The 24202-nt window shown below is 48.1% G+C and carries 20 protein-coding genes; 9 read left to right on the forward strand and 11 right to left on the reverse strand.

The window, feature by feature from the left end; translation table 11 throughout:
* Positions 1-4: 4 nt before the first annotated feature.
* Both B5D42_RS13645 and B5D42_RS13650 read right to left on the reverse strand, forming a co-directional pair.
* Positions 5-1426 (reverse strand): outer membrane beta-barrel protein, encoded by a 1422-nt coding sequence (locus tag B5D42_RS13645; protein ID WP_078832070.1) that lies wholly within the window; start codon positions 1424-1426, stop codon positions 5-7.
* Positions 1416-1973 (reverse strand): RNA polymerase sigma factor, encoded by a 558-nt coding sequence (locus tag B5D42_RS13650; protein WP_078832071.1) that lies wholly within the window; start codon positions 1971-1973, stop codon positions 1416-1418. The genes B5D42_RS13645 and B5D42_RS13650 overlap by 11 nt, the downstream gene beginning before the upstream one ends.
* A 121-nt stretch (positions 1974-2094) precedes the next feature.
* On the opposite strand from B5D42_RS13650, the gene bioA reads away from it, so the two are divergent.
* Positions 2095-3360 carry an adenosylmethionine--8-amino-7-oxononanoate transaminase gene (bioA, locus tag B5D42_RS13655; RefSeq protein WP_078832072.1) on the forward strand — a complete coding sequence of 422 codons (1266 nt, stop codon included), beginning with the start codon at positions 2095-2097 and terminating at the stop codon, positions 3358-3360.
* Between the two features lie 62 nt (positions 3361-3422).
* Entirely contained in the window at positions 3423-4004 is a 582-nt protein-coding gene (locus B5D42_RS13660) for a Riean_0653 family protein (protein WP_078832073.1), read from the forward strand.
* A 5-nt stretch (positions 4005-4009) separates the two neighbouring features.
* Here the strand turns inward: B5D42_RS13660 and B5D42_RS13665 are convergent, their stop codons facing one another.
* The gene (locus B5D42_RS13665; protein ID WP_078832074.1) at positions 4010-5272 is read right to left on the reverse strand and encodes a carboxypeptidase-like regulatory domain-containing protein; all 1263 of its coding nucleotides are present in this window, start codon (positions 5270-5272) and stop codon (positions 4010-4012) included.
* A gap of 106 nt (positions 5273-5378) precedes the next feature.
* Positions 5379-6698 carry an aspartate kinase gene (locus B5D42_RS13670; RefSeq protein WP_078832107.1) on the reverse strand — a complete coding sequence of 440 codons (1320 nt, stop codon included), beginning with the start codon at positions 6696-6698 and terminating at the stop codon, positions 5379-5381.
* Between the two features lie 326 nt (positions 6699-7024).
* Between B5D42_RS13670 and B5D42_RS13675 the strand changes: the two genes are divergently transcribed.
* Positions 7025-7561: an NADPH-dependent FMN reductase gene (locus tag B5D42_RS13675; protein WP_078832075.1), complete on the forward strand. Its 537-nt coding sequence runs from the start codon at positions 7025-7027 to the stop codon at positions 7559-7561.
* On the opposite strand, the gene B5D42_RS13680 is transcribed toward B5D42_RS13675, so the two are convergent.
* Positions 7550-8626 carry an Ldh family oxidoreductase gene (locus B5D42_RS13680; RefSeq protein WP_078832076.1) on the reverse strand — a complete coding sequence of 359 codons (1077 nt, stop codon included), beginning with the start codon at positions 8624-8626 and terminating at the stop codon, positions 7550-7552. The two genes, B5D42_RS13675 and B5D42_RS13680, sit on opposite strands and share 12 nt — an antisense overlap.
* 70 nt (positions 8627-8696) lie before the next feature.
* Between B5D42_RS13680 and B5D42_RS13685 the strand changes: the two genes are divergently transcribed.
* Positions 8697-9959 (forward strand): hypothetical protein, encoded by a 1263-nt coding sequence (locus tag B5D42_RS13685; RefSeq protein WP_078832077.1) that lies wholly within the window; start codon positions 8697-8699, stop codon positions 9957-9959.
* Between the two features lie 177 nt (positions 9960-10136).
* On the opposite strand, the gene B5D42_RS13690 is transcribed toward B5D42_RS13685, so the two are convergent.
* Positions 10137-10586 carry a single-stranded DNA-binding protein gene (locus B5D42_RS13690; RefSeq protein ID WP_078832078.1) on the reverse strand — a complete coding sequence of 150 codons (450 nt, stop codon included), beginning with the start codon at positions 10584-10586 and terminating at the stop codon, positions 10137-10139.
* 160 nt (positions 10587-10746) lie between these two features.
* Between B5D42_RS13690 and mnmA the strand changes: the two genes are divergently transcribed.
* Positions 10747-11856 carry a tRNA 2-thiouridine(34) synthase MnmA gene (gene mnmA / locus B5D42_RS13695; protein WP_078832108.1) on the forward strand — a complete coding sequence of 370 codons (1110 nt, stop codon included), beginning with the start codon at positions 10747-10749 and terminating at the stop codon, positions 11854-11856.
* A gap of 52 nt (positions 11857-11908) precedes the next feature.
* Here the strand turns inward: mnmA and B5D42_RS13700 are convergent, their stop codons facing one another.
* From B5D42_RS13700 to B5D42_RS13715, 4 genes are all read right to left on the reverse strand, one after another.
* Entirely contained in the window at positions 11909-13081 is a 1173-nt protein-coding gene (locus B5D42_RS13700) for an RsmB/NOP family class I SAM-dependent RNA methyltransferase (protein WP_176113020.1), read from the reverse strand.
* A 70-nt stretch (positions 13082-13151) separates the two neighbouring features.
* Positions 13152-14048: a hypothetical protein gene (locus B5D42_RS13705; protein ID WP_139367164.1), complete on the reverse strand. Its 897-nt coding sequence runs from the start codon at positions 14046-14048 to the stop codon at positions 13152-13154.
* 80 nt (positions 14049-14128) lie between these two features.
* The gene (gene odhB, locus B5D42_RS13710; protein ID WP_078832081.1) at positions 14129-15358 is read right to left on the reverse strand and encodes a 2-oxoglutarate dehydrogenase complex dihydrolipoyllysine-residue succinyltransferase; all 1230 of its coding nucleotides are present in this window, start codon (positions 15356-15358) and stop codon (positions 14129-14131) included.
* Positions 15359-15394: 36 nt separating this feature from the next.
* Positions 15395-18136, reverse strand: coding sequence for a 2-oxoglutarate dehydrogenase E1 component (locus B5D42_RS13715; protein WP_078832082.1), 2742 nt, complete (start codon positions 18134-18136; stop codon positions 15395-15397).
* Positions 18137-18389: 253 nt separating this feature from the next.
* Here B5D42_RS13715 and rpsT point away from each other — a divergent pair, with 253 nt between their 5' ends.
* Positions 18390-18647 (forward strand): 30S ribosomal protein S20, encoded by a 258-nt coding sequence (gene rpsT, locus B5D42_RS13720; protein ID WP_078832083.1) that lies wholly within the window; start codon positions 18390-18392, stop codon positions 18645-18647.
* Between the two features lie 187 nt (positions 18648-18834).
* Positions 18835-20562: a M14 family metallopeptidase gene (locus tag B5D42_RS13725; protein WP_078832084.1), complete on the forward strand. Its 1728-nt coding sequence runs from the start codon at positions 18835-18837 to the stop codon at positions 20560-20562.
* 33 nt (positions 20563-20595) lie between these two features.
* On the opposite strand, the gene B5D42_RS13730 is transcribed toward B5D42_RS13725, so the two are convergent.
* A complete protein-coding gene (locus tag B5D42_RS13730) occupies positions 20596-21312 on the reverse strand; it encodes a head GIN domain-containing protein (RefSeq protein ID WP_078832085.1) in 717 nt (238 codons plus the stop codon).
* Between the two features lie 120 nt (positions 21313-21432).
* Between B5D42_RS13730 and guaA the strand changes: the two genes are divergently transcribed.
* Positions 21433-22968 carry a glutamine-hydrolyzing GMP synthase gene (guaA, locus tag B5D42_RS13735; RefSeq protein ID WP_078832086.1) on the forward strand — a complete coding sequence of 512 codons (1536 nt, stop codon included), beginning with the start codon at positions 21433-21435 and terminating at the stop codon, positions 22966-22968.
* Between the two features lie 43 nt (positions 22969-23011).
* Positions 23012-24190 carry an ABC transporter substrate-binding protein gene (locus B5D42_RS13740; RefSeq protein WP_078832087.1) on the forward strand — a complete coding sequence of 393 codons (1179 nt, stop codon included), beginning with the start codon at positions 23012-23014 and terminating at the stop codon, positions 24188-24190.
* Positions 24191-24202: the final 12 nt, after the last annotated feature.

The raw sequence follows: 24202 nt of genomic DNA on the forward strand, positions 1-24202 counted from the left end.
TATACTACCGTTTACGCGGGAATATATAAGTCAGCCTGAAAGACCCGCGGAAAAGGTGGCCCGGTTCGTTTTCCTCTCCGGATAATGTTGTAAGATAATATTGTACATGCGGCCCGAACCAGAATGCAGGCTGCTTCCCGATGCCGATGTCGAGTCCGGCAGCTACATCCCACTGCGGTTTGCGGAACAAGGATTTATTCTTGTAAAGCACATCATCCGCTGCTGAATAGTGAAGCCCGTTGGTACTTACGATAAAACCCATTCCTGCTCCTGCTTCAGGCCGGATGGATAATCGTTTCCCGGCTGCAAAAGTGGTGAACACATCCACGCCCACCCTTACCAAATGATAGTTATTACGATAAGTGAAGCTGTCGGTATTCAGGTAAAAATAATCCTGCATGCCAAGTCTCGTGAAATTACTGTTAGATGCCAGGTTGGCATTGATCTTTGAACCTGCGCGGATATTTGTCTGGTAGAGATCATACCCCAGCGATAACCTGAACCCGGTTTTTTTATCGATCAGTTTTGCTGCCTGCAACTGTACAGAGAATGCCAATGCATCTGTCTGCAGCGGCTGTGCATAAGCGCTCCCGCCGTTACCGGGACCGATCTGCGTTGGAGGACCGATAGCACTGCCAGGATTGAATCCACCGGAAGACAACTGGTTCTTTAATCCGCTCATACCTATTTCAGCTGCCAGTCCCCATTGCCAGGAAGAACTGCTTTTTTTCTTCTTTGTTGCGGACGCTGCAACAGGAACCGTTGCAGGCAATGCCGTATCTGTTGTTACAGGCGTTGCTGCCGCGGGTTGTATACTGTCTGTTTTTGTATCGGAGATTGTTTCAGTCAGATTCCTGGCCGCCGGTGAAGATGATACAGGTGCTGTAGCAGGTATTTTCACTTCATCGGCAGCGTTTATGGAGGCGGCAGAACGCTTTTCTTCTGCTATGGAACTCTTTTCAGGCTCAGTTTTAGCGGCGATGGGTTCATTTTCCTTTACACTGGTCACTGGTAAATTTTTGCTCTCAGCCACTTTTTTCGCAGCAGTATAAACATGATCCGGTTCTCTGCCCGGCGCATAGGTTTCAGCGATCTCTACAGACAGAACGGGACCAGTAACGGCCGGCTGCCGGCCAGCAGGTATTGCGCTATCTTTTGATGCATCCTTTTTATGCATATCTGCCGGAACAATTTCTTTAAACTGAGGCACAACTGCAGCTGTTTCGTTATTTCCGGAACGCAAGGGCAACAGCCACAGCATACCTGTTGCTATAAAAAGCAGTAATACCGCCGATAAGGCAACCCATCTGCGCTTCCTCGTTTTCTGCAGTGAAGCCTGTACCTGTTTCCAGACCTCGTCATCCGGCAGCATTTTAAGATCAGCCAGCTGCTCCCTTACCTGCTCCTCAAAAGATTTACCTGGCATAGCTATCTATTTTTCCGTTATCAGAATATTTTTCAAGCCAGTTGATGAGCAACGCCCTTGCCCTGGCATATTGCGATCTGCTGGTTCCCTCATTGATGCCAAGTATCTTTCCTATTTCCACATGCGAGTAACCTTCTATGGCATGCATGTTGAAAATGGTCTGATAACCGGGTGGCAGCTGACGTATCAGGTTAAGCAGGTCTTTTACATTCAGGTTGATGTCTGGTTCAGCATTGGTTACGGGGTGGAGATAACTGTCTTCAAACCCCAGATCCAGCTGGTAACGCGGTTTTCTCTTGAGGTAGTTAATGGCAGTGTTGACCATGATCCGGCGGACCCAGCCGCCGAGTTCGCCTTCCGATTTGTACTGGTGCAGATTACTGAACACCTTGATAAAGCCCTGCTGCAGTACTTCTTCCGCATCATTCCGGCTTTTGGTATACCGGTAACAGATGCCCAGCATGGTGTCTGCGAAAAGATCATAGAGTTGCCGCTGCGCTGCAGGGTTGTTTCTAAGACAATCTTTTACCAGTTTTTGGTGATCCATGGTTCTGATTCCGGGCTTCGGAGGTATTGACACCGCCCGTTAACGGGTCGTTGCACGTCTTCTGAAGAAATTTCCGTGCTGCAAAACTAACGCCGGCGGTGTTTCCCTTTACTTTTGCTCCATGAATTTAGCAGCAAGAGACCAGCGTGTGATCTGGCATCCTTTTACCAGGCAGAAAGATATGCTCCCCCCCATCCCGGTTGTAAAAGGCCAGGGTTCACTTTTATGGGCTGAAAACGGCGATGTTTATATCGATGCCGTGAGCAGCTGGTGGGTTACCCTGCATGGTCATGGGCATCCTTATATTGCTGAGAAAATATACCGGCAGGCCCTCCAGCTGGAACAGGTGATCTTTGCAGGTTTTACACATGAACCGGCCGTTCAGCTGGCAGAAAGACTCCTCCCCTTACTGCCCGGAAACTTTACCAGGATATTCTACAGCGATAATGGCTCCACCAGCACGGAAGTGGCATTGAAAATGGCCATCCAGTACTGGTGGAACAAAGGCGAAAAAAGGAAAAAGATCCTCGCCTTCCACAATGCCTACCACGGCGATACTTTCGGCGCCATGAGCGTGAGCGACCGCAGCGTGTTTACCCTTGCTTTTCACGACCTGTTGTTTGAAGTGATTTTTATCGATACACCCGATACCGTTAACCTGGAATCCATCGCTCAGAAAATACGTGAGCATGAAAATGAAATTGCCGCATTTATTTACGAGCCGCTTGTACAGGGTGCCGGCGGTATGAAAATGTATGATGCCGGCAGTATGGATCAGCTGCTGGCTCTTGTTCGGCAAGCAGGTATTGTATGTATTGCAGATGAAGTGATGACTGGCTTCGGCCGTACAGGCAATCTGTTTGCCAGTGCAGCCATGGTGAATAAACCCGATATTATCTGCCTCAGCAAAGGCCTTACCGGCGGCACAATGGCCCTGGGTGTAACGGCCTGCACAGACAGAATTTACCAGGCTTATGTAAGCGATGATGCTATGAAAACTTTCTTTCACGGCCATTCTTTCACGGCGAATCCGCTCGCCTGTTCAGCAGCCGTTGCCAGCCTTGATCTGCTGGAAGAACCGGCCTGCCGGAAACAGATCAGCTGGCTTTGCTCTATGCAGCAGGCTTTTGCCGAAAAACTGCAGCAACAGCAGCTGCCCGTAAAAGATATCCGGGTTACCGGCACTTTACTTGCCTGCGAAATTGAAAAAGGAGTTGATGGCTACCTCAACAATATCAGCGCACATGTTACATCCGAAGCATTAAGACAGGGTGTTTATCTTCGCCCCCTGGGTAATACACTTTACCTGATGCCGCCTTATTGTATCACCGCCGCGGAACTGGAACAAGTATATACCTGCATGGAAAACATATTGCAGGCCTTGTAGTCATGTATTGTTTTTTTGAAACACCAGGCAGCAGATAAATCCGGGGCAGGGTCTTTCAGCTGATGAAACCTTTATATATCGTTTTATTCTGCTGCAGCCTGCTCGCCTGTCGTAAAGACGATACCGGCGTTGTGCTTACCATGCCTGCCAAAACACAGACAGGTCAGCATACTTTCGGCTTCCTGCTGAATTCCGAAGTTTGGACCAATTACAATAAGGTTTGTTTTCTTACCACCGGGTGCCGGGAAAACCTGGATGGCATTTATTATACCAACGATGGGGATGTTCATGTCAGGGCAGACAAAGTACTTCATAAGAACAGTGGTCTGAGCAGTACGGAAAGCATCGATCTGTACCTGAATACCCGTTTTCGCGGAACCGGTACATACAGTATTGCAAACGGCGATACGCTGATGATATCATACAGACGTTCCGAAACCGGCAGTCAGGATGTTACTTATTTACTGTCTTCCCTGAATCCATCTTTCACCATAACCCTTGACAGGATCGACCCGGCTAACAAGATCCTGTCCGGTACATTTTCGGGTAAGTTGTTTAAACAAATGAATAGCGCATCAGCTGCAACTTCCGCTACCGATTCACTTATGGTAACCGATGGAAGGTTTGATATTAAAGTGAAATAAGCCTCTTATTGTTTCGATAAAGGAAGTTTATTCCGCTTAGGCCAGTAATCGAAAGGAAGCATGGTGGCTAGTTTTTCCCACCAGCCCCAGTAACCGGAACTGATCATATCGATCCCTTCAAAATAAGAACCATTCGCAAGCACTACCAGTTCTTTTTTGTTAACCAGAAAGATCTCGGAAACAACCGGTCCCTTATAGGTTTCAGCCGGGTTGATGGTTGTGATGAATTCCGGAGGTGTGAGTTTGTGTTTATACGTAACCTGCAGGTGATCCTGGAAGAAGATGCCGGCAGTGATACTGTCGATAGCATAGGCAATACTATCACCCGGCAATACCTGGTTGATCAGTACAGCAAGTTTGTCGGGCTGGCTCATCACTTTACGGTAATAAGCAGCGGAATCCTTATTGCCTTTCGCAAGAGCAGAATCGGACATAACTATCCTGAGCCCACCCTGCTGCATTTCGAGCATACGGTTGCGATAGAGATCCTTCACGCGTTTTTTCTCTTCTTCAGAAATCTTGATCAGTTTACGTGCTTCAAAGCCGTTTTCCACCAGCCGGTTCCTGAATACACTGCGCATAAAATGCATCAGAGAACCATAGTAAGAATCTTCCCTGTTACGCTCCCAGCGCTCTTTTAACCGGTTTCTAGAGGTTTCCATTTCTTCAAACAAAGGGTAGCCCTGGAAATAAAGAATGCGTGTATTGTAATTGTAGATAAAATCTTTAAGATCATATTTAAGGATATAACCCAACGCTTTATTTTCAAGAATTACGGGCTCACTTGCAAAAGCCTGCAGCACATTCGCTTTTTTATCGTAGCGGAATTTGATCACATCTTTATTCTTCAGCTTACAATCCTCAGCAAACGCAGAAGTGCCAACAAAGTTGTCTACGAAGAATTTGCCCCAGCGCTCCCAGCCGTTTTTTTCGAAAGGCGCTACCACTACTTCCTGCAGCTCATGCACTTTTGGTTTAAGCGTTACGTGCAACTGTTCGGGCAACTGATTCGATTGAAGCGTGGTTACATACGATTCGTAACCGATGCATGAAATAACCACATCATACCTTCCCGAAGGAAACCGGTCGATCGTGAATTCGCCTTTATCGTTGGTAACCGTACCCACCGAGGTATTACTCAGGAAAACATTGGCGAGCGCAACCGGCTTTTTATTATCAGCAGCAATAACGATACCCCTTAGCGATTGCTGTGCTTCAAGCGTTGCAAAAAAAGAAACGGATAATAAAAGAAGAATGATTTTTTTCATATTCAGCTGGCTTGGAATCTGAAAGATAACATCCTGCTGCTGTATATAAAAAAAGGAAGCAGGTTAATTCCTGCTTCCTCCGATATATTAACGTCTATTAACGTTCTTACAATCCGAACAGTCCTTCGTTCAGCAACTGTAGTGTTCTCGTTTTGTGGGCACCGGGCACGAGCAGGGAAATATTATGTGCACTGCCGCCATAGCTTACCATGGTAACCGGTATTTCGCGGATGGATTCGAACAGGCGTTGCAGTACATTCTCGGTACGGGCGATTTCGTTGCCGACAATAGAAACAATCGTTTCATCCCTGGTCACTTCCACTGTACCGAAAGGTTCGAGTTCTTTCACAATTGAATTGAGTGCCGCACCCGAGTCGATGGTAACAGATACAGCCACTTCGGATGTGGTGATCATATCAATGGAAGTTTTGTATTTTTCGAACACTTCAAATATTTTCCTCAGGAACCCGTAGGCCAGCAACATCCGGCTGCTCTTGATCTTGATGGCAATAATACCATCTTTGGCTGCTACGGCTTTCACACCTACGCTACCCGCTTCCTGTGTGATCACGGTTCCGACCGCATCGGGCTGCATGGTATTCAGGAGTTTTACAGGAACATTTTCCTGCTGTGCAGGCCAGATACAGGTAGGGTGTAATATTTTGGCACCGAAATATGCCAACTCGGCCGCTTCTTCAAAACTCAGCTGCTCAATTGCCACTGTTTTGTTTACGATACGCGGATCATTGTTATGCATGCCATCGATATCAGTCCAGATTTCACAAACCGAGGCATTAACCGCAGCAGCAATCAGCGATGCTGTATAATCACTGCCGCCTCTTTTCAGGTTATCAACTTCACCGCGCGCATTACGGCAGATATATCCCTGTGTGATGAACAGCTTCTTTGCTTCATGTGCTTTCAGTATTTGCTTCAGCCGCGTTCTGATCACATTGATCTGAGGCTCTTCATTGCTGTCGATACTCATGAATTCCAGCGCCGGCAGCAGCATATGATCGATGCCCTGTTCTTCCAGGTACACGCAGAATAATTTGGTACTCATCAGTTCGCCCTGTGCAAGAATATCCTTATTCAAAGCTTCGCTGAAAGAAATACGCAATATGATATTAAGGAATTCGAAGTGTTCTGTAACAATCGCGTTTGCCTTATCACGCAATGCATCGCCCTGTACCAGATCCAGCACAAATGCACGGTAATGCGCCTCCAGCGCATCGATCTTCTGCTTGGCTGCATCCCTGTTACTCTCTGCCAAATGATTGCTGATCTCTACCAGTGCATTGGTAGTTCCGCTCAGGGCACTCAGCACCACCACCTTCGGCTCGTCGCTTCTTGTGATCAGCTCCGATACCTGGCGCATGCGCTCCGGCTTACCCACACTGGTTCCGCCAAACTTCATGATTTTCATAAATACTCCGCGATTTTTTTGATTGATTGCTTTTATTTGAGTTGCAAATGTAAACCGCTGAAACGAAATGCTGGCAAGGTTTTTAGCAAACATCCGTTAGCATCGGGTTTGTGCGTTTTATGAGAAATGAGTTGCTGTTTTTTGCAGATTAGTGGGTTGAGGTTTGGGAGTGTGAGGGCGAAGTGAGGGGGGATGCTGGAGGCATGTGGTGAGGGGGAAGTGAGGGGGATTTAGGGGCGGTAGAGGTATGAAAAAACACATGACAAACAACTTACCGGCCCGTGAATAAAAACCGGTGCTATCTTTATCGCCCTTAATTTTTCATTATGTCCGGCAACGGTAAAATACTCGCCATCAGCGGAAGCCTGCGGGCCGATTCATCAAGCAGACAAATACTCCGGTTCCTGCAATCGCTCCCTGCTCCGGGCTACGATTTTTCCTTTTATGATTCGATGGATTCTCTGCCGCATTTCAATGACCCCACATCCGACCCGCCGGCTGTAACTGCCCTGAAACAAATACTGGCCGATGCCTCCGGGGTGGTTATATGTACGCCTGAATACGCATTCGGTGTACCGGGCAGTCTCAAAAATATGCTCGACTGGACTGTTGGGTCCGGCGACCTTGTTAATAAACCCGTTGCACTGATCACCGCTTCTTCATCGGGCGATAAGGCACATGCGTCTCTCCTTGCAACATTAACGGCATTATCGGCCAGCGTTGCCGCTGACCATACATTACTCATCCCCTTTATCAGGTCTAAGCTCGACGTAAACGGACATGTGAAAGATCCTGCCCTGAGCAATGCCTTAATGCAATGCTGGAACTCGTTCCTGGATCATTTAAATGCATCAGAGTTGTAAGGAAAACCGATCTGCCAGCTGCTGCAGATCGTCTGCAACACTGCTTACAACGGGTATGCCTTCTGCCATGCGGACGGATTCCATTTCCCTTTCCGGATCACCAGGCACCAATACTCTTTCATAACCTGCCGCAGGTGTTGCTGCCCTGAAACGGCTGATCCAGTTATCCATATGCTGCAGGAATTCTTCTGCGGGTCTGAATGCATCAACACGCATTGCGCCGAAGAAATGCCCGAGTCCTTTTCCCGGCATATTTTCCGGCATCGGCACATAGGCCGGGAATGGTGGCGCCCAGGGACCATAACTTGCACCGCTGAGTACGGCAGAGAATATGTCTACGATCGATCCTAATGCATACCCTTTATGACTGCCGTGTTCCCTGTCGCTGCCCAATGGTAATAAAGCGCCCTGCTTTTTCAGGATATTGGCATCTGTAGAATCATTGCCGTCCTTATCCTGCACCCAGCCGAGCGGTGTATCCGCATTTTTACGTTGCAGTATTTCAAGCTTGCCATTGGCTGCTGTTGTGGTTGCCATGTCTGCAACAAAAGGAGGCTGACTGCCTGCGGGAATCGCGACAGCCACAGGATTGGTTCCAAGCATCCGTTCTGTTGAAAAAGTAGGCGCTACCAGTGCACTTGCATTGGTCATGGCCATACCGATCATCTGGTGTTCGAGTGCCATCATCGCGTGAATGCCGGCAATACCGAAATGATTGGAATTGCGGACACTCACCCAGCCGGTGCCCGCCAGCTTTGCTTTGTCAATCGCTACCTGCATGGCATAGGGAGCAACTACGAGCCCAAGGCCGCTATCCCCATCCACTACCGCGGTTGAAGGTGTTTCATGAACGATGCGGATATCGGGTTTTGCATTGATCCGGCCTGCTTCCCATAAACGTACATAGCCGCTTAAACGCGCCACACCATGACTATCGATCCCGCGCAGATCCGCCGAGACTAATACCCTGGCAGCCAGTTCTGCATGTTCCGGACTACATCCCATTGCTGTAAATATGTCATTCGTAAACCGGTGCAGTTCCTGGTATGAGTATAGCTTTTCCATGCCTGCAAGATAATCAGTTAAACTTTTATGCAGTGTCCTGCATTTTATACAGGTAGCCTAACTTTACGGCATGAAGTCATTTGTACTGCTCATCTTTCTTATACCTGTGCTGCAAACGAATGCCCAGTTTTCCAGGGATTCCATATACAGTAATTTCGTATTGTATGGCAACCGGCTGCAGTTTGACAGTCAACTACGGAATAAGGATATTGATGCTGTTTTCTCCAAAAAGCTGGACAGTACTACTGAAGAACAGTATCGCGAAGCCTGCCAGGCTGTTTCACAATTCCTGATCAGGTCTTTAAAAGTTCAGCAGGGCTTTGAGGTTCTGTTTAAACAATATAATGAGCTGGAACCAGCTACCAGGCGCGCATTCCTGGAAGCTGTTTATGCAGTTTATCCAACTTCATACAGCGACCAGGTAAACCAATTGCTGCAGCGTGAAACAATACCCAAACTCTACGCCATGCAATCGGTCTATCTTAACCGGGCCATGGCACCACATAATTTAATGCTGCGCGATCATCTGAAAACGCATTTCAACAGGTTTGATACCTTGCCGGTACTGCTGGAACTGGACCGTTATCTTGCCGCTCACGATCAGGATATACGCAATGCTACGCCTTCCCTCTACGATCTGTTTTCCTACAGGAAGGCGCAGGGTATCAAAACCATTTATTCGTTCCAGCGCTGGGATCGCGATTACCCAGGCCTGGCAGTGATCCAGAAAGCAGACGGCAGTTTTGAGCGCGATGCTGCGGGCAGGTTGCTGGTGTTCCGCCAGCTGGCAAGATCTGCATCGGATCTGCCGTATTTTATTACCGATGGCAGTACGCCGCAAGGTATTTTCAGCATCCAGGGAACGGCTGTTTCACGTAATAACCTGATTGGCCCTACGCCCAATATCCAGCTGGTAATGCCTTTTGAGACCGACAGTGGCTATTACCATCATCCTGTCGATTCCACCATTGATCCCTTAATAAATTACCTGTCGCTGCTACCCGCTTCCTGGCGCAATTACATGCCGGTAACCGAAGCATTCTATGCTGGCAGAATCGGCAGGTCCGAGATCATTGCACATGGTACTACCATCGATCCGGATTACTATAAAGGCATGCCCTTTTACCCGCTGACTCCCACTATGGGCTGCCTGTGTGCGCAGGAAAGCTGGAATATTTTCAATGGCGGCATTTTACAAAGTGATCAACTGAACCTGGTCAATGCATTTCTCGCCTCTCCGGGAGATAAGGGCTACCTGTTTGTGATCAACTTAGACAATAGAAAAGAAGCAGTATCGGCTGAGGAGATTGAACGTATTGTTGGGGGGATGTGAGGTAGAGTAAGGGGATGCTGGTGGTATAAGTGAGGGCGAAGTGAGGAATGCCTGCGGCATGGGTGAGGCGAAGTGAGGAGGATGGATACCCGACACCGGGACTATCCTCCTCACTTCGCCTTCTCCGGAGCGCAGCTCCCCCTCACTTCGCCCTCACATTGCTATCTTAATCATTACTTAAAACGGCAGATCATCCAGCGGCTCGGTAATATCGCCTGCTGATGGGCCCTGGCTTGCCGGCTGATTGTAAGATGGCTGGGATGAAGATCCTCCGTAACCGCCGCTATAGCTGTCGCTGCCGCCGCCTTCACTCCTGCCGCCGAGTAATTGCACGCTCAGTACCCTCAAGGTTAAAGAAGCACCGTTACGGCCGTCCTGCGTGGTATAAGTGCGTACATCGGGCGTTCCCTCCACATATATCTGGGTACCTTTTTTGAGATAAGGAGCTACGCCGGTACGATCGGTCCAGTAGGCACAGTCTACCCAGGTAGTTCTGTCTTTCTGGTTTCCCTGCGCATCCTTGAACCGCTCCGTATGGGCCACGGTAAAATTGATCACATTCTTCCCGTTTACATTATTCAGAACTGCGTCTTTACCAAGGTTTCCGATCACTTGTAATTTTATCATACGAATATCAATTTTGGTAAATATCGGGAAATGCGGCATAATAGCAGCAGGGATTTACCGTAAACTGATATTTGTTCACGCAGTATGCACATTCAGCGGGTTTCTTACATTAACATCCCAATACCGCCAGTTTTTCTACCTTTGCCTGAAATTTAATGAGATGAGCCGTAAAGGAAAGGTCCTGGTTGCAATGAGTGGCGGTATAGATAGTACCGTTACGGCTCTCATGTTGCATCATGAGGGTTATGAAGTGGTAGGCATTACCATGAAAACATGGGATTATGCGAGTAGCGGTACCAGTTCTAAAGAGACTGGCTGCTGTAATATTGATTCTTTCAACGATGCACGACAGGCAGCCGTACACCATGGTTTCCCGCATTTTATACTTGATATCCGTGAAGAATTCGGCGATTTTGTGATCGAGAACTTCGTGGAGGAATATATGGCCGGCAGAACGCCCAATCCCTGCGTAATGTGCAACACCCATATCAAATGGCGCGCGCTCCTGAAAAGAGCCAATGCACTCGATTGTGATTTTATTGCTACGGGCCACTATGCAGAGGTACGCCGTCATACCAATGATCGCTATGTGATCAGCAAAGGCCTCGACGAGACCAAAGACCAGAGTTATGTGCTCTGGGGACTCGACCAGGAACTGCTCAGCCGTACCATCATGCCGCTCGGTAAATACCATAAAACCCAGATCCGCCAGATGGCACTCGATATGGGCTATCCCGAACTTGCCAAAAAAAGCGAAAGCTATGAGATCTGCTTTGTACCGGATAACGACTACCGCGGTTTCCTGAAAAGAAGAGTAGAGGGACTTGAAGAGGAAGTTGCCGGTGGCTGGTTCATCGACAAAAACGGTAAAAAGCTGGGGCAGCATAAAGGTTACCCGTTCTATACCGTTGGTCAGCGTAAAGGTCTTGATATTGCACTTGGCAAACCTGCTTACGTCACTGCTATTAATCCCGATACCAATACAGTAGTACTGGGCGATGAAAGTGACCTGGAACAGAATGATATGCTGGTGGGTAAGATCAACTGGATCAAATACGACGGTATCACCGACGGTATGGAAGCGATAACCAAGATCCGCTATAAGGACAAAGGCGCTTTAAGCAACCTTTACACCCATGAAAATGGCATCCGTGCACGCTTCTATGAAAATGTAAAAGGTATCGCTCCCGGTCAGAGTGCGGTTTTCTATGAAGGTAATGATGTGATCGGCGGGGGTGTGATTCAACGCGGAGAACTGATATTTTCCTGATTCACACCGATAGCATATTTATGAAAACGCACTGTCATTGACGGTGCGTTTTTTATGCCCTTCTGAAAAGTGCAGCAAACATGGTATCGGCTTTTTCATTGTACCCTTTTAACAGACTTACTTTCACGGGTTCGAGCTTGCAGGTGGTTTCTATAAAACGGGCCATGTCTTCATTTTCTGCACTGAACACAGAGCAGGTGATATACAGGAACAAGCCACCCGGAGCCAGTGATCTTACGGCATTGGCTACGATCTTCTGCTGCAGCGCTGCATAATGCGCGATCCTGTCTTCTGTAAAATACAGCAGCTGTTCCGGCGTTCGGCCCCAGGTGCCGCTGCCGCTGCAGGGTGCATCGCAAATGATCAGCGAGAACTCCGATTGTACCGGTACACTGTCTGCCATAGTAAGGTCTGCAACAAATGAACGGTATCCTTTCAATCCCGCCCTTTCAAATCGCTGGGCGAGGTTACGAAGGATCGACTGGCGTACATCCGATACTGTGAGATTGATATTGTTCAGCTGGTCTTTTACCAGTAAAGATTTGCCACCGCTCGCTGCGCAGCAATCCCATACATTGGCTGGTATTTTCGGCGTACCGGCTGCAAGCACCTGTGCCACACGCTGGGAACTGAGGTCCTGGATCACGGCCTCTTTATCAAGCACGATAATATCCTCGAGTTTTGTAGCATTCGGCAAAGCAATCGCTCCCTGTTCCTGTTGTGTAAAAGGCACTGAAGCCTCTGTCAGTTTTCGTGTTACGGCGGCTTCGTGTCCCGGACGGCAGCGGATAAAAAGATCCGGCTGCTGCAAATGCGATTGTAGAAATGCGCTCGGATCAATACCAGCGCTTAATGCACTCGTCCAGAGAAAAATTTTACCGGCTTCAAATGAAGGATATGTCTCCGTTATAAAACGGGTGCGGACCGTAACATCATCGTTCCATTGATCAAGCCAGGCTTCGGGAAAAACCGAGGTCCACTCTCCTGCTTCATCCTGACAAAGAAATAAAGCAATCCTTAACCGTTCTGCGGTATCCAGTGCATCTGCAGCGTGCCCGATCCTGCAATAACAATAGCACAGGTGTGCGATGCGCTTTCTGTCTTTAGATCCGAATTTTTTATGCTGGGCAAAATAGTTTTTGAGAAAGGCAGCCAAAGGCAGGCTTCCATTGTACTGCTCCATGATTGCAATGGCCGAGCGGATATAATTTTCTGCGTATTTCATCAGCTGTAAAAATAATGCCGCTGGGGTTGACAGCGGCATTAAAACAGGTAAGATCTGTATTATCTGGTCTTTATTTATAGTAGAATTTAATTGTGCTGGTACCAAGTACCGGGTTCGAATAGCTTGCAGAAGCGGGTTTCCCGTCATTGTTGTATTGATAGGTTACCGTACTTACCTGATTCTGATATTGAGGTCCTGCACCGGGTATATTGATCACAGCCTTGATCATGTTATTAGGGCCGCAGGCCTGACCGTTGCTACCTCCGCCGATCAGTCCATCGTTTCCCAAAATAAGCGGCGATTTCTGGGTATCGAAAGTATTGTCGTAAGTGACTGTTGTTGGAGGTGCACCCGCTCCCTGCGTAAACGTGTTTTGCACCTGTTTCACATTACCGTTTGCATCATAAGTATATGTCATACTACTGACAACAGAAGAAGGCCCGAACAGATCATTATATTCTGTGATATCCACAAGTTGGTTGGCTGTGTACTTATACACTACACTGTCTGTAAATGCAATCCCCATTTTCGTAGCTGTATAAACAGAATAATCGAATTGTGTGGATGTAGCCGATGGATAATGCACTTTAATGGTGATACTGTCTGTTCCGGTTAACATGGTAGGATTAGACAAGCCATTCGGCATCGCATTAGACTTCACTTCTATTATCCTTCCGTTATTGTCACGTACAAAGCGCATTACTGCTATTACCGGCGATACCGAAGAATAAGAAGTTTGTTTGATCAGTCTGTCAGAAGCATCATAATCATAAGTTACAGTAGAAGTTCCGCCGGAACTGATAGTTTCAGTTTTAAGCAGCAGTCCGGGTGTATTGCCGCTGCCATTATTCGATGTTCCTCCGCCGGAACCTGATCCTGCTCCCGGATTGGTAAGCGTAAAGGTTTTTTCGCAGGAAGCCAGCACGAGGCTGCAAAGCATGCAACAGGCAATATTCAATGCTTTCATAGGATACGATTTAAGATCTAAGATATGAAATGTCTGATGATACAAAGAAGGCCCGTAAACCGGGCCTTCTTTTTGAATCTTTATACTTCCAGTAAAGTTTTTACAGGATCTTTTCCGAACAGTAAGAGTTCCGGATTTTCGAGCAGTTCCTTCACACGTACCAGGAAGCTTACGCTCTCACGTCCGTCGATGATACGGTGATCGTAGCTCAGTGCGATGTACATCATCGGCCTGATCACTACCTGGCCGTTGATCGCCATCGGGCGCTCCTGAATTTTATGCATACCGAGGATGGCACTTTGCGGGATATTGATGATCGGGGTACTCATCAGGCTTCCGAAAACACCACCGTTTGTGATAGTGAATGTTCCGCCCTGCAGATCTTCCGCAGTAAGTTTACTGTCGCGCGCTTTACCTGCCAGCTCCAGTACTTTCTTTTCAATATCTGCCATACTCAGGCTTTCCACGTTACGGATCACAGGAACAGTAAGACCGCGTGGAGTACTTACCGCGATGCTGATATCGGCATAATCATGAAACAGCAGCTGATCGCCATCGATATAAGCGTTCACTGAAGGCCATTCTGCCAGTGCAATGGAACATGCTTTGGCGAAGAAGCTCATAAAGCCAAGATTCACACCGTGCGATTCCTTGAATTTGTCTTTGTATTGTTTACGCACATCCATGATCCTTGTCATGTCCACTTCATTGAAAGTGGTTAACATAGCCGTGGTATTCTTGGCATCCACCAGTCTTCTGCTGATGGTTTTGCGCAGGTTGCTCATTTTTTCCTGGCGTACGTTGCGGGAGAAAAGCTCTGCGCCTGCAAATGCTTTTTTACCGGGGTTGGCCAGCGCTTCCAGTACATCATGCTTCATGATCTTGCCACCTGCCCCGGACGGAGTGATGGAAGAAGGATTTACTTTTTTGTCTGCGATGATAGCAGATGCAACCGGCGATGCTTTTACATCGGCTGGTTTTGCTGCTGCGGGTTGTGCAGCCGGTGCAGGTGCTGCCGCGGGAGTTGCTTTTGCCTCCGGTGCAGGTGCAGGCGCTGCTGCAGATTCAGGCTTTGCTGCTGTTTCATCGATACGTGCGAGCACATCTCCGATATTGAGCGTATCACCTTCATTACCGATGGTTTCGAGGATACCTGCTTTTTCAGCGTTCACTTCAAAAGTTGCTTTCTCACTTTCCAGTTCGGCAATCACTTCATCACGCTCAACCCAGTCGCCGCTTTTCCTGGTCCATTTCAGCAGTGTTACTTCACTGATGGATTCTCCTACCGTTGGAACTTTAATATCTATCATAAGGTCTTATTTGCAGTTATTTTTAATATTGACGGATCAGATGGCAAATGCTGTTTCGATAATCTCTGCCTGCTCCTGTGCATGTACTTTGGAATAGCCTGTTGCTGTTGCTGCGCTGGCATTACGGCTGATCACTCCGAAATTGATGCTGTTCAGGTTCATTTTGAGGAATGCTGCCGCGCCCATGTTCAGCGGTTCTTCCTGTACCCAGAACCAGGTTGCCTTACTGTATTTCTTGTACAGCGCATCCAGTTGTTTCTGCGGGATCGGGTACAACTGCTCCATACGCACAATGGCGATGTCTTTGCGGTTTTCCTTTTGCTGCCTGTCGGCCAGTTCATAATACAGTTTACCGCTGCACAGCAGTACCTTCTTCACTTCCGCCGCATCTGTTGCAAATGCATCGTCGATCACTTCTTTAAATCCGCCGCCGGAGAATTCGCTTATATGACTGTATGTATTCGGGTTACGCAGGTTTGCTTTGGGCGAAAAGTTGATCAGCGGCTTGCGGAACGGCCATGCCAGCTGCCTTCTGAATGCATGGAACAGGTTAGAGGCCGTTGTGATATTCGTTACCACCATATTCAGTTCGGCACAGAGCTGCAGGAAACGTTCCATACGTGCACTGCTATGCTCAGGCCCCTGCCCTTCATAACCGTGCGGCAAAAGCATTACCACACCGTTCTGACGTTGCCATTTTTGTTCGCCGGCTGCCAGGAACTGATCGATCATGGTCTGTGCGCCGTTACAGAAATCTCCGAACTGTGCTTCCCAGATCACCAGTGCATTCGGGTTTGCCATGGCATAACCATATTCAAAACCGAGTACACCATATTCGCTCAGTAATGAGTTATAAATGCGGAATTTCTCCTGCTGCTCCTGGAAATGATCAAGCCTGTTATATTCTTTGTTGTTGTCTTCGTCGCGCAATACAGCATGGCGGTGGCTGAATGTACCACGCTTCACATCCTGGCCGCTCATTCTTACAATATTTCCTTCGGTGAGAATTGAACCGTATGCCAGCAGTTCTGCTGTTGCCCAGTCTATTTTCTGCTCGCTATCCAGCAGTTTGATCTTATCCTGCAGTAATTTCTCCACTTTTTTAAGCGGTTTGAAATCTGCCGGCCACTGCATCAGGCGGTCGAACATACTTTTTACCTGGCTTTCGCTGATCGCTGTTACCGGCGACTGATCGAAATCGCTTTCACCGGCTTTCCTGAGGCTCTTCCAGACCAGTTCAGGTTGCTGGTAGTTATAAGGCAGCGGATGCTGTTTTACTTCATCCAGCCTTTCCTGCAGATCGGCCCAGAATTTCTTTTCCATTTCCTTTGCCAGTTCCTGCGCATCCGGTTCGCCGTTCTCTTTCAGGAATTGTGTATAGATCTCTCTCGGGTTCTGGTGTTTGTCGATCAGCGCATACAACTGCGGCTGGGTATATTTCGGATCGTCACCTTCGTTATGTCCGTGCCTGCGGTAGCATACCATATCAATAAAGATATCGCTGTTAAACTCCTGGCGGTAACGTGTGGCGATCTCCGCACATTTTACCACAGCTTCCGCGTCGTCTCCGTTTACATGCAATACCGGAGCCTGCACCATGGCTGCTGCCGAAGTACAGTAATCCGCACTGCGCGCATCATCAAAGTCGGTGGTGAAACCGATCTGGTTATTGATCACAAAATGGATGGTACCGCCGGTATAATAACCCTGCAGGTTACACATCTGCAATACCTCGTATACAACGCCCTGGCCCGCTACGGAAGCATCACCATGGATGAGTATCGGTAATATCCTGTCGAAATCACTTTTATAGAGTACATCCGCTTTGGCCCGTGCAAAACCTACCACTACCGGATCTACTGCTTCCAGGTGTGAAGGGTTCGGCATCAGTTTCAGATGGATCGTTTTATTATCGGCAGTCTGCACTTCGCTTCCATAACCCATATGGTATTTCACGTCGCCGCTGCCCATGGTCTGGTCGATAGCTGCAGTGCCTTCAAATTCGCTGAAGATCTGCTCATAGGTTTTACCCATCACATTGGCCAGCACATTCAGACGTCCGCGGTGTGCCATACCGATCACCACTTCCTGCACATCGTTATTGGCAGCTGTAGTGATCACTGCATCGAGCGCTGCTATGGTTGTTTCCCCGCCTTCAAGCGAAAAGCGTTTCTGACCAATGTATTTGGTGTGGAGGAATTTCTCGAACATCACTCCCTGGTTCAGCTTCTCCAGTATCCTTTTCTTCTTCTCAATTGCTATTGGTACTTTGAACCCTTTCTCCATTTCTGCAACAAGCCAGTCTACTTTTTTCTGGTCGCTGATGTATTTGAATTCGATACCTACGCTGCCCGAATAGCTTTGCTGTAAGTGTGCGAGTATATTCCGCAGTGAAGTTGCGCCCAGTCCCAGCAGGTTACCGGCCTGGAAGGTTTTATCCATGTCTGCTTCAGACAGTCCGAAAAAAGAAAGTTCGAGGTTTGCGCCGCGATCTTTACGCTGGCGGATCGGATTGGTTTTAGCCAGCAAATGGCCTTTATTCCTGTAACCCAGTATCAGGCGGTATACCCTGATCTCGCTCATCCAGTCTGTTCCGGCTGCCGGAGCAGATGACTGGCTTCCCGTGGCTGCAGTGCCATTGCTGGTTACTGCAAAATCAAATCCTTCAAAAAATTTTCTCAGATCCTGGTCTACGGCTGACGGGTCCTTTACAAATTCCTGGTACAAGTTCTCGATATACGCGGGGTGCGAGTTAGTGATATACGAAAAATCCTTCATTTGTTGAGATTGAGCTGCTGTTTTACGTTAAATTGAGGGCAAATATCGGTCATTGGAAGGATAAAACCTTTTAAACAGGAATTAAAGTTTAAACTCTTCCCAAGGCTGCGCCAGCACTTGAATTTCAGGCAAAAAATCAGCATCTTTGTGTTTTATATGGCAAAGGGATGCAGGTTTTTTCTGCTTTTTTTATTTTTTAATTTCCCTGTTTCATTATCAATCCCTACCTTTGCCGTCCTGAAAAAATTAGAACATGGCAAACCATTCAGCTACAAAGAAAGATGTGAGACAAGCTGCCGCGCGTCGTGACCGTAACCGTTACTATGGCAAAACTACCCGTAATGCTATCCGTGACCTGAAGGCTACCGGTGAACAAAAAGCGTATACCGAGCAGTTGCCTAACGTTGTTTCTATGATCGACAAGTTAGCAAAACGTGGCGTTATCCACAAGAACAAAGCTGCTAACCTGAAGAGCAAACTGGCTAAGAAAGCGAACGTTTCTGCTGCATAAGCATTTCCGATAGGTTTTCAACAATCTTATTCAAGCCGGACGCGCATACGCGTGTCTGGCTTTTTTTGTGTTCCCTGTATATTTCCCCGCTTCCCTGCCCTTCCCACCCATCCGCCACTATTTCCGGCAACGACTCTCCCGCTCTCATCATTTTGCGTTTACTTTGAAGCAACTTAAACCGCAACCAATGAAGCGCTTACTAACATTGCTTGGCTTTTTTGCTCTTATTACTGCCCGGGCGCAGGAATTCCAGACCGTTTTTGAAAAAACAAAAGGTGAAGAAACCGTTACTTACGACCAGTGCATCACTTATTATAAAAAACTCGATGCAGCTTACCCGACTGTCAGCTTTAAAACATTCGGTCTTACAGACGCCGGCTATCCTTTGCAGCTGGTACTGTTCAGCAAAGACAAAAGCTTCGATCCGCAGCAATGGCACCGCCAGGGTAAAGTGGTGATCATGATCAACAATGGCATCCACCCGGGTGAGCCCGACGGTATCGATGCCAGTATGATGCTGCTCCGCGACCTGGCTTCGGGTAAAATCCAGGCACCGGCCAATGTAGTGCTGGGCGTGATCCCTGTTTACAATATCGGCGGCAGTCTCAACAGGACCAGCTTTTCCCGCGTAAACCAGGATGGTCCTAAAAGCTATGGTTTCCGCGGAAGTGCGCAGAACCTTGATCTTAACCGTGATTTTATCAAGAGCGACAGCCGTGAAGCCAAAGAATTTGCCACTATTTTCCACTGGCTGAACCCGGATATCCTGATCGATAACCACGTGAGCGATGGCGCGGATTACCAGTATACCATGACCCTGCTCACCACGCAGCATAACAAGCTCGGCGGCGCCATCGGCAATTACCTGCACGATGTGTTTGAACCGCTCCTTTATAAAGGCATGACCGCCAAGCAATGGCCAATGACGCCTTACGTGAATTTTGAAGATGGCAACCCGGAAAGAGGCTGGACTGCTTTCTATGATCCGCCGCGTTACAGCAGTGGTTATGCAGCATTATTCCAGACCATGTCGTTCATGCCCGAAACGCATATGCTGAAACCTTTCAAAGCAAGGGTTGAAGCTACTTATGCCCTGATGCAGACCTTCATCGAATCTGCTTCCGGCGAAGCCAAAGCCATCAAAGCAGCGAGAGAAGCTTCCATTGCTGCAGTAAAAGAACAGGATCGTTTTTATCTCTCCTATAAACCGGATACCAGCCGTTACAGCAAGATCAGCTTTATGGGTTATGAAGCGGGCAGGAAAAAAAGCGATGTGACCGGCATGGACCGTATGTTCTACGATCACAGCAAGCCTTTTACCAAGGAAGTTAAATTCTACAACCAGTTTGCCGGCTACAATGAGAGTGTTAAACCTGCAGCGTATATCATACCACAGGGCTGGCATGAGCTTACAACACTTTTACAGGTCAATCATGTGCTCATGCAGCGCCTGGCACGCGATACGGAGATCACTGTAACGGTGTACCGGATAGAAGATTACAAAACAGCCACCCGCGCCTATGAGAAGCACTATCGTCAATCCAATACCAAAGTGAGCAGCAGCCTGCAGAAGATCCCGTTCCGGAAAGGAGATTACCTGATTTATACGGGCCAGCATGCAGATCGGTTCCTGGTAGAAACGCTGGATCCTGCGGGCGACGATGGTTATTTTACCTGGAATTTCTTCGATGCCATCCTGCAGCAGAAAGAAGGTTACAGTAATTACCGCTGGGAAGATGTTGCGGCAGCCTGGCTGAACAGTCATCCTGAACTCCGCACCGAACTGGAAGAGAAGAAAAAAGCAGACGCGAAATTTGCCGCTTCCGCTTCCGCACAGCTTGATTTTGTATATAAACGTTCTCCTTATTACGAACCGGCGCATATGCGTTACCCGGTTTACAGGATCGAGAAATAATAAAAATGCCCGCTGGTTGAGCGGGCATTTTTATTAATCTATTTTTTTGATATCTCCTGTACCTGCAATATGCTGTTTGATCTGTGGTGAACCTTTGTAATAGATAGATCCGCCACCTGCAATATTGATATCCAGGAGTGCATCTGCAAATACGCGCACATCGCCGCTGCCCGCAATATTCACGCGTACCTGCTCCGCTTTGAGCGCATCGGCGGTATAATTGCCGGAACCATTGATGCTGATCTTCTGGTCGCGGGTCTCGCCTGCCAGGGTGATCGAACCACTGCCGGAGATCTCTGCCTCTACAGATGGCGTATTCACTTCCATTGCCACATTACCGCTGCCAAGTATATCTATATCCAGTTTGTCGCTGCCGGTAAATTTGCTCATGCCGGTAATATTACCGCTTCCGGTGAGACGGATCTGGTCCAGGCGGTCGGTAGTGATGTACACTTTAATAGCCGAATTCGTATTGATATTGATATTATCCTTCTGCCGGATATCCAGGTATCCATCCCGCATACGGGTAATGATATATTGCTGGAGGTTTTCATCGGTTTCCACTTTAACGGAAACGGCATTGCCCTGGGTGATCTCCACGTCCATAGAGCCCGCCAGCCTGATACGGCGTGCATCCCGGATTTCCCGGGTTTCGGTTACAACATTTCCGTTGCCTGTAACCCGTTTATAATCGCAGGCAGAGAAAAACAGGGGGATAATCAGCAGGATGGTAAACAGCTTGTTTTGCATAGTTATCGGTATTATAACCGAAAGATAAAACAAAGCAACGGGAAGACCCAACCGCTCTACCGGATTTGTAACCGCTGGTAAGGCTTTAGCAGGAGGAAAATTTCATTTACCTTCGCAGCCATGACAGAAAAGATACTCATCCTCGATTTCGGTAGCCAGTACACCCAGTTAATTGCCCGTGCCGTAAGGGAAGCCAATGTTTATTGTGAGATCATCCCTTACCACAAGCCATTTACCTTTGAACCAGGCCTGAAGGGCATTATCCTCAGCGGCTCTCCTTTCAGTGTAAATGAAGAAAAAGCACCTACGGTGGATATCCCCGCTTTCGTGCAGCAATTACCGGTATTGGGCGTATGCTACGGTGCACAGCTCACGGCAAAGGAATTCGGAGGACGGGTGGACAAATCCAATAAACGGGAATACGGGCGCGCCAGGATGCAGAAACAGAAAGAAGATGTGCTGCTGAACAATATCACCGATGGCTCGCAGGTATGGATGAGCCACAGCGACTCGATCGTTGCCCTGCCCGACGGATTTGAGATCCTCGCAACAACCGAAAGCATTCCCGTAGCGGCTTTCCGTAAAATGACCACTGACACCTGTCCTTTATACGGTTTACAATTTCACCCGGAAGTATATCATTCAACAGAAGGCAAAAAGATCCTGAAAAATTTCCTGGTTGATATCTGCGGCTGTTCGCAGAGCTGGACACCGGCTTCTTTTGTAAATGAAACCGTAGCACAGCTGAAACAACAGATCGGCGATGCACATGTGATCATGGCGCTCAGCGGCGGTGTAGACAGTACAGTAGCCGCCACCCTTATCAGCAGGGCAATCGGCGACAGGCTTCACGGTATCTTCGTAGACAACGGCGTACTGCGCAAAGATGAGTTTGAACAGGTACTGGAAACCTACCGTAATATTGGCCTGAATGTGGAAGGTATCGACGCCAAACAACTGTTCTACAGCGAATTGAAAGACAAAACCGACCCTGAGGCCAAAAGAAAAGTGATCGGCAGGTTATTTATCGATGTATTCCAGGAAGAAGCGCAGAAAGTGAGCGGCGTGAAATTCCTCGGCCAGGGAACCATCTATCCTGATGTGATCGAGAGCGTAAGTGTACACGGCCCTTCGCAGACGATCAAATCGCACCACAATGTAGGCGGTCTTCCCGATACCATGCATCTCGAACTGGTAGAACCATTACGTTACCTGTTCAAGGATGAAGTAAGAAAAGTAGGGCTGGAACTGGGTATACCTGCGGATATGATCAACAGGCATCCTTTCCCCGGCCCAGGCCTCGCCATCCGTATCCTCGGCGAAGTAACCGAAGAAAAAGTAGCCCTGCTGCAACAGGCAGACCAGATCTATATTGAAGGTCTGAAAAAACACGGCCTCTATACTTCGGTATGGCAGGCAGGCACCATCCTGCTTCCAGTTAAAAGCGTGGGTGTAATGGGTGATGAACGTACCTATGAATTTACAGTAGCACTCAGGGCCGTAACATCGGTAGATGGAATGACCGCAGACTGGGCGCATCTTCCTTATGAATTCCTGGCAGATATTTCAAATGAGATCATCAATAATGTAAGAGGCATCAACAGGGTTGTATACGATATCAGCAGCAAGCCTCCTGCAACGATTGAGTGGGAATAAGACAGGCATCATATTTGCCGTTGATTGTTCAATATCTGAAATTATGAGGCATACCCGTACCCTATTACTGCTTTGCTGTTTACTGCTGCCCTTTATTGTTCTGAAAGCACAGCAGCCTCAGACCGCAAAGCTGAAAGTAGCCGTATTTGCACCGGTGTACCTGGATTCTGTTTTTACCGGCGATACTTTCAGACCGGCAAACAGCAACAGCCTGCCGCGTTATATGCTTCCCGGTCTCGATTTCTACAACGGCGTGATGCTCGCCATCGATTCCCTTAATACGGAACAGGTGCCGGTGCAGGTGCTTTTCTATGACACCAAGAGTGCCACCGTACCACTGGAGAACATGCTGGAATCGCCTGAGATGAACGGTACTTCCCTCATCATCGCGTCTTTCAATGCACGCAATGAAGTAAAACCTGTTGCCGATTATGCACTCAGGAACAATATCCCGCTGTTATCATCCACTTATCCCAACGATGGCGGCGTGGAAGGCAATCCTTTCTTTGTATTGCTGAACCCCACACTGCGCACGCATTGCGAGGGTTTGTACAGATACCTGCAACGTATCTATCCAACGAGCAGCATGGTCATGTTCCGCAAAAAAGGAGCAGCAGAAGATATGATCCAGTCGATCTTCGGAGAAATGGCCCGCAACACGCAGGGCGTTCCGTTAAAGATCAAAACCGTTGAATTACCCGACAGTTTTACTACGGCCCAGGTTACCGGTTATCTCGACAGTAACCGCCAGAATATCGTGATCTGCGGTTCGCTCAATGAAACATTCGGCCTCAGTCTCACACGCTCTCTGAACGAAGCCAGGAGCAGCTATCGTTCAATTGCGGCAGGCATGCCTACATGGGATGCGCTGAAAGACATCGACAAAGGCATCGAGATCATTTATTCAACACCTTATAATTACCTGCGCACCGATAAGGAAGGCCTTTCTTTCACAACAAAATACCGCAACCGGTATGCAGGCAGACCAAGCGATATGGCATTCAAGGGGTTTGAGTCGATGTACCATTTCACGAAGCTGCTGGTAAAGCACCAGTCGGCACTGATCAATAATCTTTCCGACAATTCATTCAAACTCTTCAACGAATTCAATGTACAGCCGGTAAGGATCAGCGCAGCCAACCCCATGCCCGCTTATCTTGAAAACAAGAAATTGTATTTTGTGCGTAAGATAGACGGGCAGATTAAATCCGTAAGTCCATAGTACTGCGGAATG

Origin of the sequence: Sediminibacterium ginsengisoli (genome assembly GCF_900167075.1) — a bacterium.
Classification (GTDB): domain Bacteria; phylum Bacteroidota; class Bacteroidia; order Chitinophagales; family Chitinophagaceae; genus Sediminibacterium; species Sediminibacterium ginsengisoli.

What these genes read in the sequence shown, in the direction of transcription:
- mnmA (WP_078832108.1), top strand. Translation starts at nt 10,747, where the DNA reads ATGAGCCGTAAAGGAAAGGTCCTGGTTGCAATGAGTGGCGGTATAGAT.
- bioA (WP_078832072.1), top strand. Translation starts at nt 2,095, where the DNA reads ATGAATTTAGCAGCAAGAGACCAGCGTGTGATCTGGCATCCTTTTACC.
- B5D42_RS13690 (WP_078832078.1), bottom strand. Translation starts at nt 10,586, where the DNA reads ATGATAAAATTACAAGTGATCGGAAACCTTGGTAAAGACGCAGTTCTG.
- rpsT (WP_078832083.1), top strand. Translation starts at nt 18,390, where the DNA reads ATGGCAAACCATTCAGCTACAAAGAAAGATGTGAGACAAGCTGCCGCG.
- B5D42_RS13685 (WP_078832077.1), top strand. Translation starts at nt 8,697, where the DNA reads ATGAAGTCATTTGTACTGCTCATCTTTCTTATACCTGTGCTGCAAACG.
- B5D42_RS13665 (WP_078832074.1), bottom strand. Translation starts at nt 5,272, where the DNA reads ATGAAAAAAATCATTCTTCTTTTATTATCCGTTTCTTTTTTTGCAACG.
- B5D42_RS13675 (WP_078832075.1), top strand. Translation starts at nt 7,025, where the DNA reads ATGTCCGGCAACGGTAAAATACTCGCCATCAGCGGAAGCCTGCGGGCC.
- B5D42_RS13730 (WP_078832085.1), bottom strand. Translation starts at nt 21,312, where the DNA reads ATGCAAAACAAGCTGTTTACCATCCTGCTGATTATCCCCCTGTTTTTC.
- B5D42_RS13740 (WP_078832087.1), top strand. Translation starts at nt 23,012, where the DNA reads ATGAGGCATACCCGTACCCTATTACTGCTTTGCTGTTTACTGCTGCCC.
- B5D42_RS13725 (WP_078832084.1), top strand. Translation starts at nt 18,835, where the DNA reads ATGAAGCGCTTACTAACATTGCTTGGCTTTTTTGCTCTTATTACTGCC.
- odhB (WP_078832081.1), bottom strand. Translation starts at nt 15,358, where the DNA reads ATGATAGATATTAAAGTTCCAACGGTAGGAGAATCCATCAGTGAAGTA.
- B5D42_RS13660 (WP_078832073.1), top strand. Translation starts at nt 3,423, where the DNA reads ATGAAACCTTTATATATCGTTTTATTCTGCTGCAGCCTGCTCGCCTGT.
- guaA (WP_078832086.1), top strand. Translation starts at nt 21,433, where the DNA reads ATGACAGAAAAGATACTCATCCTCGATTTCGGTAGCCAGTACACCCAG.
- B5D42_RS13650 (WP_078832071.1), bottom strand. Translation starts at nt 1,973, where the DNA reads ATGGATCACCAAAAACTGGTAAAAGATTGTCTTAGAAACAACCCTGCA.
- B5D42_RS13680 (WP_078832076.1), bottom strand. Translation starts at nt 8,626, where the DNA reads ATGGAAAAGCTATACTCATACCAGGAACTGCACCGGTTTACGAATGAC.
- B5D42_RS13645 (WP_078832070.1), bottom strand. Translation starts at nt 1,426, where the DNA reads ATGCCAGGTAAATCTTTTGAGGAGCAGGTAAGGGAGCAGCTGGCTGAT.
- B5D42_RS13670 (WP_078832107.1), bottom strand. Translation starts at nt 6,698, where the DNA reads ATGAAAATCATGAAGTTTGGCGGAACCAGTGTGGGTAAGCCGGAGCGC.
- B5D42_RS13715 (WP_078832082.1), bottom strand. Translation starts at nt 18,136, where the DNA reads ATGAAGGATTTTTCGTATATCACTAACTCGCACCCCGCGTATATCGAG.
- B5D42_RS13705 (WP_139367164.1), bottom strand. Translation starts at nt 14,048, where the DNA reads ATGAAAGCATTGAATATTGCCTGTTGCATGCTTTGCAGCCTCGTGCTG.
- B5D42_RS13700 (WP_176113020.1), bottom strand. Translation starts at nt 13,081, where the DNA reads ATGAAATACGCAGAAAATTATATCCGCTCGGCCATTGCAATCATGGAG.